Source organism: Brevibacterium zhoupengii, assembly GCF_021117425.1.
GTDB classification, from domain to species: domain Bacteria; phylum Actinomycetota; class Actinomycetes; order Actinomycetales; family Brevibacteriaceae; genus Brevibacterium; species Brevibacterium zhoupengii.
This window is the reverse complement of the sequence record NZ_CP088298.1, coordinates 1,642,740-1,656,093: the sequence shown is the minus strand read 5'-3', so window position 1 is coordinate 1,656,093 and position 13,354 is coordinate 1,642,740. Positions and strand designations below refer to the sequence as shown.

Annotated in this window: 9 protein-coding genes and 1 pseudogene; 4 read left to right on the top strand and 6 right to left on the bottom strand. The window is 61.0% G+C overall.

Features of this window, described 5'->3' with window-relative positions; translation table 11 throughout:
• Window positions 1-29: 29 nt before the first annotated feature.
• The gene (locus LQ788_RS07515) at window positions 30-1,004 is read right to left on the bottom strand and encodes an NADP-dependent oxidoreductase (protein WP_231446295.1); all 975 of its coding nucleotides are present in this window, start codon (window positions 1,002-1,004) and stop codon (window positions 30-32) included.
• 180 nt (window positions 1,005-1,184) lie between these two features.
• On the opposite strand from LQ788_RS07515, the gene LQ788_RS07510 reads away from it, so the two are divergent.
• Entirely contained in the window at window positions 1,185-2,024 is an 840-nt protein-coding gene (locus LQ788_RS07510) for a transporter substrate-binding domain-containing protein (RefSeq protein WP_231446293.1), read from the top strand.
• A 24-nt stretch (window positions 2,025-2,048) separates the two neighbouring features.
• Here the strand turns inward: LQ788_RS07510 and LQ788_RS07505 are convergent, their stop codons facing one another.
• The 3 genes and pseudogenes from LQ788_RS07505 to LQ788_RS07495 form a co-directional block, all read right to left on the bottom strand.
• Window positions 2,049-2,960 (bottom strand): dioxygenase family protein, encoded by a 912-nt coding sequence (locus LQ788_RS07505; RefSeq protein ID WP_231447365.1) that lies wholly within the window; start codon window positions 2,958-2,960, stop codon window positions 2,049-2,051.
• 12 nt (window positions 2,961-2,972) lie between these two features.
• Window positions 2,973-3,992 (bottom strand): annotated as a pseudogene (locus LQ788_RS07500) (maleylacetate reductase); the annotation flags it as partial.
• A 2-nt stretch (window positions 3,993-3,994) separates the two neighbouring features.
• Window positions 3,995-5,878, bottom strand: coding sequence for an FAD-dependent oxidoreductase (locus LQ788_RS07495; RefSeq protein ID WP_231446291.1), 1,884 nt, complete (start codon window positions 5,876-5,878; stop codon window positions 3,995-3,997).
• 161 nt (window positions 5,879-6,039) lie between these two features.
• Here LQ788_RS07495 and LQ788_RS07490 point away from each other — a divergent pair, with 161 nt between their 5' ends.
• A complete protein-coding gene (locus LQ788_RS07490) occupies window positions 6,040-7,041 on the top strand; it encodes a helix-turn-helix domain-containing protein (RefSeq protein ID WP_231446289.1) in 1,002 nt (333 codons plus the stop codon).
• 448 nt (window positions 7,042-7,489) lie between these two features.
• Entirely contained in the window at window positions 7,490-8,875 is a 1,386-nt protein-coding gene (locus tag LQ788_RS07485; protein WP_231446287.1) for an MFS transporter, read from the top strand.
• A 92-nt stretch (window positions 8,876-8,967) separates the two neighbouring features.
• On the opposite strand, the gene LQ788_RS07480 is transcribed toward LQ788_RS07485, so the two are convergent.
• Both LQ788_RS07480 and LQ788_RS07475 read right to left on the bottom strand, forming a co-directional pair.
• The gene (locus tag LQ788_RS07480) at window positions 8,968-9,876 is read right to left on the bottom strand and encodes a LysR family transcriptional regulator (RefSeq protein ID WP_231446285.1); all 909 of its coding nucleotides are present in this window, start codon (window positions 9,874-9,876) and stop codon (window positions 8,968-8,970) included.
• Between the two features lie 128 nt (window positions 9,877-10,004).
• Window positions 10,005-11,120 (bottom strand): TAXI family TRAP transporter solute-binding subunit, encoded by a 1,116-nt coding sequence (locus LQ788_RS07475; RefSeq protein ID WP_231446283.1) that lies wholly within the window; start codon window positions 11,118-11,120, stop codon window positions 10,005-10,007.
• Between the two features lie 274 nt (window positions 11,121-11,394).
• On the opposite strand from LQ788_RS07475, the gene LQ788_RS07470 reads away from it, so the two are divergent.
• Complete coding sequence (locus LQ788_RS07470; protein WP_231446280.1) at window positions 11,395-13,344, top strand: TRAP transporter permease; 1,950 nt, start codon at window positions 11,395-11,397, stop codon at window positions 13,342-13,344.
• The last annotated feature ends 10 nt before the right edge of the window (window positions 13,345-13,354 follow it).

The following is a 13,354-nucleotide window of genomic DNA, read 5'->3' as shown; positions in this document are numbered from 1 at the left end:
CCACGCCATCCTTCACTCCATGGTCAGTCTTAATCCATTGTCAACACCAGCTTGCCTGTCGTCGCGTTCGTCTCGCCTGCTTCATGCGCCTTCGCCGCGTCTGACAGCGGGAACGTGTCCGCGATTGTCGCCCGCAGCTGTCCGCTCTCCACGAGGGCGGCGATCTCGAGCATGCCTGCCTGGTCGGCCTCGACGAGGATGGTCTTGGCCCTCACTCCCTGGGCGTCAGCTTCTTCGAAGAGCCCCTCAGCGGGAACTGGAACCGTCGAGACCATGATTCCACCGGGTTTGAGAGTCCGGAGAGAGCGCAGCTGGTAGTCACCGCCGATGGTGTCGAAGGCGATGTCGATGTCGCGAGCGCCTTCGACGAAGTCCTCCGCGCGATAGTCGATCATCTCATCAGCGCCCAGGCCGCGGACGAAATCATGCTTCGGCGCACTCGCCGTTCCGATCACATAGGCGCCGCGAGCCTTCGCGATCTGCACCGCCACGTGCCCCACTCCACCAGCTGCGGCATGGACGAGCACCCGGTCACCGGGAGCGATCTTCGCGGTGTCGACCAGGGACTGCCACGCCGTCAGCGCCACGAGCGGGATGGCTCCCGCCTGCACGTGGTCAACTGCGTCTGGCTTGGGAACAAAGGCTCGTGTCGGACCCACAGCGTATTCGGCATGCGCGCCGACTCCGAAGGGGTAGGGCAGCATCCCGAAGACCTCGTCGCCGGGCTTGAAGAGCGTCACGCCGACACCCACCTGTTCGACCGTGCCGGAGACATCCCAGCCGAGGACGAATGGTGGATCGGGGAGGAAGCGGGGGCCGCTGCGGTGCTTCCAATCCGTGGGGTTCACACCTGAGGCCTGGACCTTGATGAGGAGCTGGCTGGGCCCCGGCTGCGGCTTCGGCAACTCCACCTCGTGGAGGACCTCGGGGCCGCCGAACTCGGTCTGGTTCATGGCCTTCATCGTCGTTGCTTCTGTGTGGGCACTGCTGTTTGCGTCAGTCATATCCTCATCATGTCCGATGCCGACGATCGGCACCAGCGGATCGGGATACTCAGGCTCCTTCCGGTGCCAGCACGATGTCGAAACGGGCTCGTCACCACTGTTCGAATGCCTCTTCGGGCTAGGATTCTCACAAGGTTGCCTCATCCTGCAAGAGGCGTTCCCGACGAGGAAGACGAGAACATGACTGCCCGAAGACTGATCCCTCAAACCATCGCCGTTACCGGCGTCGTTGCTCTCATGCTGTCCGGTTGCACGGCTGGCGGCAATGACACTGATGCCGGCGACGCAGAGGACTCTGCTGACTCGTATCCCCTAGAGAGAACGCTCCCTCGAATCGAGAACAGCGGAACCGTGAGGATCTGCACCACCGGCGACTATCGCCCCTTCACCTATCTCGACCCAGACACGAAGAAGTGGTCGGGCATCGACATCGACATGGCGAAAGATTTGGCACAACGGTTAGAGGCCAAACCAGAGTTCGTGCAGACGACGTGGGATGATTTCGCCACAACGATGCAGAAGGACTGCGACATCGGGATGGGTGGGCTCTCAATCACTACGGAGCGAGCCTCACAGCTGTACATGTCCGATGCCACCGTCCAAGATGGGAAGACTCCAATTACATTGTGCGAAAACAAGGGAAAATATGATTCGATCGACAAAATCAATGATGATGCGGTCGACGTCATCACACCTAAGGGCGGCACGAATGAAGATTTCGCCGAGGAGAATTTCCCCGATGCCAACGTCATCAAGTGGGACGACAACAACACCATCTTCGACCAGATCATCGCAGGCGATGCCGACGTCATGGTCACTGACGCACCGGAGACCAAGTGGGTAGCCCATACCGAAAAGGAACTGTGTGCGGTCAAACCGGAGAAGCCACTGACTTTCAGCGAACAAGGATATGCAGTCCGCCTCGGCAATGATGAGATGCTCCAGTTCGTCAACACTTGGCTGCACATCGTCAAGAACGACGGCACGTATGACGAGGCCGAAGAAAAATGGTTCGGTTAGGCTAGCGCCCGCGAACCTCTACCCTCACACCCCTTCCGGTGCCAGCACGATGTCGAAACGCGCCCTCGACCAGGTCTGCCCCTCCAGATCACGGCCGTCAGGAGTGGGTGCATCCGCTGGCTGCTGTTCGAAGTTCTTGATCAGTGACTCCTTGACGCCGAATACGGTATCCGAGGCCAGCAGATCGTCGCCCTCGACGAAGATATGGGTGACGAGGGTGCGCATCTGGGGCGCGGTGACCATGAAGTGCAGGTGGCTGGCCCGCATAGGCGAGCGCCCTGTGGCGGCGAGCATCTGACCGACCGGTCCGTCGTCTGGGATCGGGTACGGCGTCGGGGTCAGGCCCCAGAAGCGGAACGAACCATCTTCCTCCGCGAACAGGTGTGCCCGCCCAAAGACCCGGTCGTCCTCATGCTGGACGTCGTAGAGTCCTTCCTCATCGGCTTCCCACACCTCGATGCGGGCTCCGGGGATCGGATTGTCCTCGGTATCGCGGACAACTCCTTCGACCCAGCTGGGCTGGCCAGTCCCTCCCCCGGCGATGTCACCACCGTTGTCGATCTGTGGTGCGTCGTCGACGAAGAAGGGACCGAACACCGTTGCTTCGGTGGCGTTCTTGTATGGCTGGTTGCTCACGTTGATCGTCTGCATGGAGGCGCCGAGGACGTCGGAGAGGAGGATGAATTCCTGTCGTTGGTCATCGGTGATGTCCCCGACCTTCGTAAGGAATTCGATCGCGGCGTTCCATTCGGCCTCGGTCAGTCGCACATCTCTGATGAAGCCGTGCAGGTGCTTGATCAGGGAGGTCATGAGTTGGGTCAGTCGTGCGTCGGTGCAGCCGGCGAATGAGGCAGTCACCGTGTCAACGAGCCTTTCTTCAACTTCTGTCGGGCTGAGGTTCTGGCCACCTTCGGCGGCGGGATCGCTGCCGTGCAATGCCGCAGTCAACAGTTCGGTCAATCCTTCCGCGGTGACCTCACGCGGGTTGTTGGCAGGAATGGCCGCCAGCGACAGTTCGACTGCCTCAGAAATGTCATCGGCAGTGAAGCCGAGCTCCGACAGCGCTTTCGGTGCATCGACGGCTGCACGCAGTCGCTGCAGTCCCTCGAGCGCGGTCGGGGCGCCGAAAGCTGCGGCCATGCGCTGCTCCGCGTCCCCGGCAGCCGGAGCATTGAAGGCCAGAACGTAGGGCAGGATCGTGGCGTGAGTCTGCGCATGCGGCAGGTTGAAAGTGCCGCCGAGCACGTGAGCGATCTTGTGATGTATCCCCGACCCCGCCGAGGCGAACGCCACCGCAGCGAGGTAGGCGCCGTAGAGGGTGCGCTCGAGCCCATCGATGTCCGTCGAGTCCGCACACACCGAGGGCAGCCCCTCGTTCAGCGCCCGGATCCCTTCGAGGGCGAGCGCCTGATTGATCGGGTCGACCCGAGGCCCCCACAGCGAGTCGATGCAATGTGCCAGTGCGTTGAGTCCGGAGGCCACGGCGAGGTCGCCTGGCAGGTCACGGATGAGTTCGGCGTCGTAGATGACTGTCGTCGGCAGAACGCCGTCGTCGATTCCGGTCTTCTTGCGGGCGTTCTCGGTTCTCCCCCACACGTTCGTCGCCTCTGAACCGGAGAAGGTGGTCGGTACGGCGAGGATCGGGATTTTCGTCTCCAGCGCCACCGCTTTGCCCAGTCCCGTCGCCGAGCCGCCGCCGACGGTGACGACGAGGTCGATGTCATTGTCGCGGGCTGCGGCTACGGCCCGATCAGCCACCTCGGCGGGCACGTGCATGACGACTTCTCGGTGCCACAGGGCCACGGTGAAGTGCTCATCGAAGTCAGTGACCTTCTCGGTGGCCGACTTGGAGACGATGACCATGACGTTGTCTGCGCCGAGCTTGCCGACCTCGGCAGCGATCTTCTCTGCGGCAGCTCCGGCGCCGAAGATGACGCGTTGGCCAAGTGTGGTGTGTTCGAAGTTCATAGTCATGAGCGAACTGTCTCCTTCTCGTGGGAATCTGCGTGTGCCCGGCTGCCGCCGACGCTCGAGGTTCCGCCGACGCTCGGCGGCCCGTTGGTGTTCCGTCCCAGCACCGATGCCAGTGCGTGTTCCAGCTCCGCTGCCGGGTTGACCGGCAGGCTCTGGATTCTCCAGGCGATGTGTTTGTCGGGGCGTACGAGTATGGCCCCATCTTCGGCCATCCCGCGCACTCGATCCCAATCGAAGTACAGGTCGGTCGTCTCCCGGTCGGGTCCGATCACGACCGTGTCGATGCCGACGCCGAGGTGGTCGCTGGCCTCGCGTGCCGCGTCTTCCCATGCCGCCCCGGTCGTGCCGGTGATGACGGTGAAACGGGAGTAGTCGGCGAGGTCGTGGGTCGAGTGCTTGTCCACCGAGTCTCCGATCCACACATGGGGCAGACGAACACCGGGGTCGGTGCAGGCCTCGTAGTAGAGCTGAGGGTCGCGTGGGTTCGGGGTCGGCTCCCGGTCATCGGTGACGACTGCGGTCGAGGCGTAGCGTTGCCCGAGTTCGACGCCGTGGGCGTTGAACTCGTAGTTCTTCAGCTCCATGGCTTCTCTGACCTTGGCTCGCTTGCTCGCTCCTGCAGTCGAGTTGTCCTTCCGGGAGGCGATGGCGGCGTGCATCTCGTCTTCGGATTGGCCGGGTTCGAGCCCGAGGGCCTCGAAGAGTGCACCGAATTCGCGGCCGGATTGGTTGGCACGGGTGACGATCTGCTTGGCCACCGGTGCCCGTTCGGCACTGTAGGTTTCAAGCAGGGAGTCTGCAGCCTGTCCGTTGACGACGGCTGCGATCTTCCATGCCAGGTTGTAGGAATCCTGGATCGAGGTGTTCGAGCCCAGTCCGTTCGACGGCGGATGTTTATGCACGGCGTCCCCGGCGCAGAAGACTCGTCCGTTCTGCAGGTGGGTCGCATACTGTTCGTTGTTGCCCCACAGGGAGATGCCGGTGATCTCCGCGTCGAGGTCGGGCACGCCGATGAGGTTGCGCACCACTTCCAGGGCATCGGCTTCCGTGACCTCCGGGGCTCCTTGGCTGATGTCGAATCCCCAGACGATGAGCCATTCGTTCCAGGGTCGGATCATACGGACGAGTCCGGCGCCGATGCCGCCGATGTTCGATCCCGGCTGGACGACCCAGTAGAGGACGGAGGGCCGGTGTCCGACGAGTTTCGCCAGGTCGGCCTTGAACGTGATGTTCATCGATCCGGCGATGTCCATGTCGCCCTCGAGCGGCAGCTCAATGTCGGAGGCCACCTTGGATCGTGCCCCGTCGGCTCCGATGAGGTATTTGGCGCGGATGGTGTATTCGCGGCCGGTGAGCCGGTTGAGCACACGCACATCGACACCGTCGGCATCTTGTTCATGGGAGAGGTACTCGGTGGAGAACTGCGTCTGCGTCCCTCGCATCGTCGCGTTCTTCACAAGGATGGGCTCGAGGTACGTCTGCGGGATGTCGCAGTTGAGCGAGGGTGAGGCCAGCTCATAGTCGGCATGCCGGGCCGGATGGTTGCCCCAGGTGAGGATCCTGCCGATCTCATCACCGGCGATGGAGGTGCAGAAGACGGTGTCGCCGATCATGTCATGCGGGGTCGCCTCGGCGAGGACCTGGTCTTCGATCCCGACGTCGCGGAAGATCTCCATCGTGCGCTGGTTGGTGATGTGGGCACGAGGCGTATTCGCGGTCCACCGATACTTCGTGATCATGATGTTGTCCACGCCGAGGGTGGACAGAAACAGCGCTGCCGAAGCTCCTGCCGGCCCGGACCCGACGATGAGAACATCAGTGTCGACGACTTGGGAGTCAGGGGTGCGGGTCTCTGCGACTCCGTCGTTGAAGATGACCATGATGGGTGCTCCTTGCCTGTTGCTGCGGTGAAACATGGCGTTGATCCCACAGCCTGCCACCCAGACACCGGCGGAGCACGAGGCCGGAGAGAACATGGCCGAAATCGTCAAAAATGTGAGCGAGCACACCTCGGTGCCTCGTCGCGACTACTATGGTGGGCATGGTCAGCGGAGGTGGGACGACGGCGAGCGCAGTGGGCGGCTCGCGTTCGCTCCTCCTTCCCGAACAGACCTGGTTCTCCACCGATTCCGTGCCGCCGGGCCGTCGGGTCACCGAATGGGAGACTCACCACGCCAGCATGCTCGTCGGGCTGAGAACGCGACTGGGCTCAGGCACACAGCTGCGTGCACAGACCGCAACACTGCGACTGCCCCGGATTCGGGTCGCGAAGGTCAACGGCAGCCCACATTCTGTGCAGCGGACTGCGGACGACGTCGCTACACACCCGGTGTCGGGAGTCGTCGTCTACATTCCGCTGCAGGGCACGAACGAGTTCACCCACCGCACCGGTTCGCTCACCGTCGGGCCCGGACGAGGCCTCATCTGCGACGGTGACACCGCCTTCTCCCGCACCTTCCCGCAGGGAGTCAGCGAACTGGTCATCCAACTCCCCCGTGAGACCCTGGCTCAGCTCACCGACGCAGACTCTGTGCGACGGCCGATGCCACTCGACCTCGACCCAGACAATTCGCTCAATCTGGCAGCTCGTGAACTCACCCAGCTTGCTGCTGGGGCCCTGGATCGCGGGCTGCGTCACGGACAGAGACTCGAGACTCGCCTGCTCGACCTTCTCACCGGAGTGCTCTCACGACCGCTGGCGCATACCGGGCCGTTGCAGGAGGCGATGGCCGTGATCGCCGAAGCACACTGCGATCCCAGGCTCAACGCCTCTCGCCTCGCCCAGTTCGTCGGCGTCTCCGAACGCCAACTCTCCCGACTGTTCTCCGCCACTGGACGCAGCGTCCCGCAGACCATTGTCGATGCCCGCCTGACCACGGTTCACCAAATGCTCGCCGACCCCGTCTGGGCAAACGCACCGATGGCCGAAGTTGCCTCAGCTTGTGGGTTCGGCTCGCAAGCCCAGCTCTCGCGCGGCTATCGCCAACGCTTCGGAATCGGGCCGCTACGGCACCGGAAACAGCTGCAAGACAAATCGGGGTAGCTGCTGCAGGTATCGAGATGGCTGTGCTGTCAACGCCTGAGCTTCTGAGCAGACTGCCCAATAGCTCACGACCCAATTCTCTCTATCACCCACGTCATAACCCTGGCAGGCTGCGCCCGGAACGAACCCGATGACGGAAGCGATGGAATGCGCACATTACTCTCGGTTCACCGCCGAACGAAGTCAGTCATTGAAGTGATTTTCTGTCAACCATCCGGAAGTAACGATATCTAGAGATTTCTCTGTGAACCTCAACCCGCGATCAGATTTCAGCTTGTTTCTACATACTCGCTGGTCACAGGGTCGCAGAGTTCGAAGGGGTCGGCGGACACGCCGTTGGCTTGACAGCATTTTCGTTTTGATTCGCTGAACAGATGCTCGTAGCGTGCATAGTCGCTTCTCTCACGAGGGCCATCACGATGATGGCCCGACACGATCGGAGGAACACGTGAGTAACTCCAACACGCATCCCGAGGCCAGCATCCCCGCAGCTCCACCCGAGCCGGACCTCAAGACGGTCCGCAAAGCCGTTGCCGCCTCGGCGGTCGGAAACGCCACCGAGTGGTTCGACTACGGCCTGTACGCGGTCTCGATCACCTACATCACCCAGCACTTCTTCCCCGGCAGCCACGGCCAGCTCCTGGCCCTGCTGACCTTCGCCGTCTCCTTCATCTTCCGCCCACTCGGCGGCATCGTCTGGGGTCCGATGGGCGATCGCCTCGGTCGCAAGGCAGTGCTTGCTCTGACGATTCTGCTTATGGCCGGCTCAACATTCTGCATCGCGCTGCTGCCCAGTTACGCCACGATCGGCGTCGCCGCGCCGATCATCCTCGTCCTCCTGCGCGTCATCCAGGGCTTCTCCTCGGGCGGAGAGTACGGCGGTGCCGCCACGTTCATGGCCGAATACGCCCCGGACAAACGTCGCGGCTTCTTCGGCAGCTTCCTCGAGTTCGGCACCCTCGCCGGCATGGCCGCTGGCTCGCTCTTCGTTCTGCTGCTCCAGCTGGGCCTGGGTGAAGAGACCATGATGGATTGGGGCTGGAGGATTCCCTTCGTCTTCGCTGGAGTTCTCGGCGTGGTCGGCCTCTACATGAGGACGAAGCTCGACGAATCCCCTGTCTATGAGGAACTCGACGACAACGAACAGGGCAAGTCGGTCAAGGAAGTCTTCACCATCCTCTTCAGGGACTACTGGAAGCAGCTGCTCATCCTCGGCGGCATGGTCGTCGCCGTCAACGTCGTCAACTACACGCTGCTGTCCTATATGCCCGCCTACCTGCAGAATCCGGTCGGCATGGACTCGAACTCCTCACTGACGGTGATGTTCCTGGCCCAGGCGTTCATGATGGTCCTCATTCCGTTCGGCGGAATGCTCTCGGACAAGGTCGGTCGCAAGCCAGTCTGGTACTTCTCGCTCGTCGGCCTGTTCGTTGCGGCCATTCCGATGTTCATGCTCATGGCCAACGGCTTCATCTGGGCACTCATCGGCCTGGCGGTGCTCGGCGTCCTCTACATTCCGCAGATCTCGACGATCTCTGCGACCTTCCCGGCGATGTTCCCCGGACCGGTGCGCTTCGCGGGATTCGCGATCTCCTACAACGTCTCGACCGCAATCTTCGGCGGCACCGCACCTTCAGCCAATGAAGCGATCATCGGGGCGACAGGGAACACGATCGTGCCCGCCTACTTTGTGATGGGCGCCTGCGTCATCGGCTTCATCGCCACCATCTTCATGAAGGAGACGAAGGGCGCGTCGCTGCGCGGCTCTGGTCTCCCCGAAGCTGGCGCCGACGTCGTCTTCGAAGAACAGGAACTCGTCGACGACAAGAAGTGATCCTCGACTGAACCTGATGAGCTCGGGCCCGCTGGATTTCCAGCGGGCCCGAGCTTAGTTCTTGGCCACGCCAGCAAACTACTCAGTCAAAATCATTCACTGGCGCTGCTCACCGTCGGCAGGACGGTCTCCGCTATTGCCAACACGGCTGACAACGATGCACTTCCATGAGTCCGCAGGTGTGCAAGATAGACCACCGACGACTCGTTCGTAACGTCGAGTGGAACTGTCACTGTGCCGGGCTCACGCATGGTTGCAGCGACCGAGTCAAAGGTGATGGTGATTCCCATGCCCGCTGCGATCAGGGCGGAGATCGTCTGAGCGTCGGGAAGCTCGAGAATTACCCGGGGCGAAAAGCCTGCGTTATGGCACAGTCGGATTGTCGTCTCACGAAGCGTTGAGTTCGGGTTCGCTGGGAGAGAGAGCAGGTCTTCATCTGCCAGTTCATCGACGCGAATGAGTTTCCTCCGGGCGAGACGGTGCGAGTCAGGCAGAGTGACGACGGGACGTTCGATCAGCACAGGTCGCCCGGTGATGGTCGGCGGTTGCCGGGTCCACCTCACAAGAGCAATATCAAGACTCCCATCAGCCAACCGGGTCAGTCCTTCGTCGGCGAAGACATTGGACTCAATAGCGAAGGTGATGCCGGGATGGTCTTCGTATGCCGCCGCCACCAACGAGGCGGCCATGCCACGCGAGGACGCCCGCGCAAATCCGAAACCCAATTGCCCGACTTCTCCAGCCGCCGCGCGCTTCACCGAATCGACCGCCACTCGCTGCAGACTGATCATCTGTCGAGCTGGTTCGAAAAGTGCTAACCCTGCCGGTGCCAGGCGCACGTTTCGAGTAGTCCGCTGGAACAGGGTGGCGCCGAGCTCCTCCTCAAGCTGCCGAATCGTCCGACTGAGCAGCGACTGTCCCATCCCCAGACGTTCCGCAGCCCGGCCGAAATGCAACTCTTCTGCGAGCGCCATGAACACACGCGCCTGTTGAACTTCCACTCTTCACCTTCCACGCCGTTCGTACTCACTGCCTCGGACGAAAGCATTTCCCCACAAAGACGGCTGCTGCGGATACGCAGCTGGCCGACTGGTGGTCTCAAATTCTAGACCTTGTTGAATCCCGCTTCTTATAGATCGGACGAGGCCTTCCACTCGCTCCACTTCTTGGGAATGTCATCCTTATCCGGTTTGGTGTCCATGAACTTCTTCCATTCCGCGCGAAGCTTCTCTCCACGCTCGATCAGCTCGTCATTGCGCTTCTGCGCTTCGTCAGTCCACTGACCGTTCTCCTTGAGCCACGCGATAGTGCCCGGGTGGAAGGGAATGACTCGAGGCATGGTCTCCACATCATCGGGCTTCCACCTCGGCGTATTGAGCGTTGACGCTTTGTACTTCGGGAATGTCGATGCCATCGAGCTCACCAGCTTTTTCACTTCGTCGTCCGAAGCATCCGCATACGTGGAAATCGGCAAGGTGTAGACGAAGCCGTGTGTGCTGGTGCCCTCCTCCTGGCCTGGTGCATCTTCGAACGGCAGGATGTTGAGCTGCGGTGCCAGCTCGTGCACCCGTTCGATTCCCTTTTTGTCTTTGGGATCGAGTTCAATCCAACTGACGTCGAACTTCGACTCGAGCTCGAAGAGCGAAGAGCCATAGACCTGCTGATAGAGAGCATCGATCTGCCCGGACTCAAGCGCCGCTGGCTGCTCCGAATAGGCGACGTCGACTAGCTCCACATCGTCCAAGGTCAGCCCCGCATATGCGAGGTAGGCTTCGATCTTTCCGTTCACTGAGGGGTTTGCGGTCACGTTGGGGATCTTTTTGCCCTTGAGATCGGCGGGGGTCTTGATTCCGTCGGACTTGCGTGTCAGCAGGGAGTGCGGCGACAGCGGCGCCCAGACGACCCGCAGGTCCTGTGGCCCCCAGTTCTCGCTGGCGAACTCGTTTTGGCCCTCGAACCCGAAGATGTACTCATCACCGAGCCTGCCCATCTGGGCGATCCCGGCCTTCATCGGTGCCAGTCGGCCGATCGCTGTGTCGGAGGTGATGATGCGCAGTCGCGCGTCGGTATCCGTCGACACCGCATCCGTCACTGCGGCCAAGTCCGCATAGGTCGACGTTCCAGTGCCATACGTGGCGAATACCAATGGGTCGCGGATCCCATTCACCTTCTTTGTCGGCGGGGTGCAGGCACTCAGGGCCAGCGTAAGGGTTAAGAGGATTGCGAGTAATGCGCGAAACTTCATTGTTCGGCCTTCCACATCGGCATGGATCACGGTGTCGTTGTCAGTAGCACGAACGAAGTCTCAGAAATTCAGACACCGACGTTCCGCTGACACATATTGCAGAATATATGAACCTAGATTATTGTCTTTTAAGTAATATATGCAACACACCACACTATTCGTCCGGGCACGTCCGCAACTTTCAAGGAAGAAGTGCAGACATTCGCGCCGACGGATCAGACGCAGCACCACTACACCGCCAGTGCCCCGGCCGCGAATCAGTTGAGGAACGACAATGAACGTCCGAATCACCCCTTTCTGGAAAGCCACCGTCATCACGCTCACTGTGATCGGCGTGCTCATTGCGATGAACCAGGCGTTCTTCTGGAATCCGGGCGGAGTCTCGCTGCTGAAGAACGCGTACATGTACGCCGTGCTCGCCGCGTTCCTTCCCATCGTCTTCATCGTCTTCCCTGCGAAGAAGTCGCAGATTGACAGGCCGATCCCCATCTACGACATCGCTTTGGCCCTCATCACCCTGACCACTTGCGCCTACTTCTGCGTCAATGCAGAGAACATCGTGACCTTGGGATGGGACTACGCACCCGTGCCGACTTCCTCGGCGCTGTCGTTCGTGTTCTGGATCATTGTGCTCGAAGCGCTGCGCCGCACGGCAGGGCTCGTGGTCACGATCATCGCGCTGGTCTTCTCCTTGTATCCGATATTCACGGCCTACATTCCGGTCCCATTCCTGCAGGGAATCCCCTTCGACATCAAGACTGCTGCACAGATCCACGCCATGGGTGTTGATTCCATCCTGGGACTGCCCCTCCAGACCGGTGCAACCATTCTCGTCGGCTTCCTGCTCTTCGGAGTCGCACTTCAGCACTCCGGCGGGGCAACGTTCTTCTACGATCTGGCGATGGGCCTGTTCGGCCGTTTCCGAGGGGGCTCTGCCAAAGTCTCAGTCATCTCCTCGGCTTTCATGGGAATGATGAGTGGGTCAGCCGTCTCCAACGTTCTCACCACTGGTCCGATGACTATCCCAGCGATGAAAAAGGCGGGCTTCACCGGACGCTACGCGGCCGGCATCGAAGCGACGGCTGCCACCGGCGGTACGATTATGCCGCCGATCATGGGCACTGCCGCCTTCCTTATGGTGTCCTTCGTCGGCGTCCCCTACGGGCAGATTGCACTCGCCGCTGTCATCCCAGCTCTTCTCTACTACATCGGAATCTTCGTTCAGGCTGACGCCTATTCCGCCAAGTCCGGACTAAAAGGCGTGGCGAAGAACCTCCTGCCTAATGTCGGCAAAGTCGTCGTACTCGGTTGGGCTTATCTGGCGGCGCTCGTCGGCCTCGTCCTCCTCCTGGTGATACAGAAGAATGAGAGTCAGGCTCCCTACTGGATCGTTGGGTTCCTGCTCGTCGTAGCATTCTTCTCCAAGAAGTACCGCATGGGCATCAAGGGATTCGGAGAGTTCCTCTACAGCTCGGGTAAGACAATTGCCGAAATTCTCGGCATCATCGCCGGTGTCGGTCTGATCGTAGGTGGTCTGTCGATGACCGGAGTGAGCTTGTCGCTTGCTCGCGAACTCGTCAACGCATTCTCCGGCAACCTCATCCTTGTCCTCATTGCTGCAGCCATCACATCCTTTGTCCTCGGAATGGGCATGACGGTCTCTGCGGTATATGTCTTCCTCGCCATTGTTATGGCTCCGGCACTCGTGGAGCTGGGAGTCAATCCGATTGCCGGTCACCTCTTCGTCATCTACTGGGCCACGGTTTCCTACATCACTCCCCCGGTTGCCCTCGCATCCTTTGCCGCGGCGAATATCGCGAGAACTCCACCAATGCAGACTTCCCTGGTCGCGATGCGTTTGGGCGCCGTGAAATATGTGGTTCCGTTCGCCTTCGCGCTCAATCCTGCCCTCGTCGCACAAGCGCCTTTGCCCGAAGTCCTCATTACCTTCGTCTTCGCCATTGTCGGGGTCATCTTCCTCGGATGCGCCTTCGAAGGCTGGCTGGTCTTCGTCGGACGTAGGCCCAACTGGGTGATGCGGGCCCTCCTCATCGTGGCTGGATTGTTGACCTTTGCGCCAGAGCTCGCCTTCTCGGTCATTGGCGTTGTCCTCGGAGCCGTCTGCTTCTTCGTCACCCGCTTCTGGAATCTCGGGGGCGAGCATACTCCGCTCGGAATCGACAAAGACGCTCCTTCAGAGGAGTCCGTGCTTGCTGAGAAATAGATACACCCTG

Coding starts and splice junctions, on each gene's coding strand:
- LQ788_RS07495 (WP_231446291.1), bottom strand. CDS start 5,878: ATGGTCATCTTCAACGACGGAGTCGCAGAGACCCGCACCCCTGACTCC.
- LQ788_RS07515 (WP_231446295.1), bottom strand. CDS start 1,004: ATGACTGACGCAAACAGCAGTGCCCACACAGAAGCAACGACGATGAAG.
- LQ788_RS07470 (WP_231446280.1), top strand. CDS start 11,395: ATGAACGTCCGAATCACCCCTTTCTGGAAAGCCACCGTCATCACGCTC.
- LQ788_RS07490 (WP_231446289.1), top strand. CDS start 6,040: ATGGTCAGCGGAGGTGGGACGACGGCGAGCGCAGTGGGCGGCTCGCGT.
- LQ788_RS07510 (WP_231446293.1), top strand. CDS start 1,185: ATGACTGCCCGAAGACTGATCCCTCAAACCATCGCCGTTACCGGCGTC.
- LQ788_RS07475 (WP_231446283.1), bottom strand. CDS start 11,120: ATGAAGTTTCGCGCATTACTCGCAATCCTCTTAACCCTTACGCTGGCC.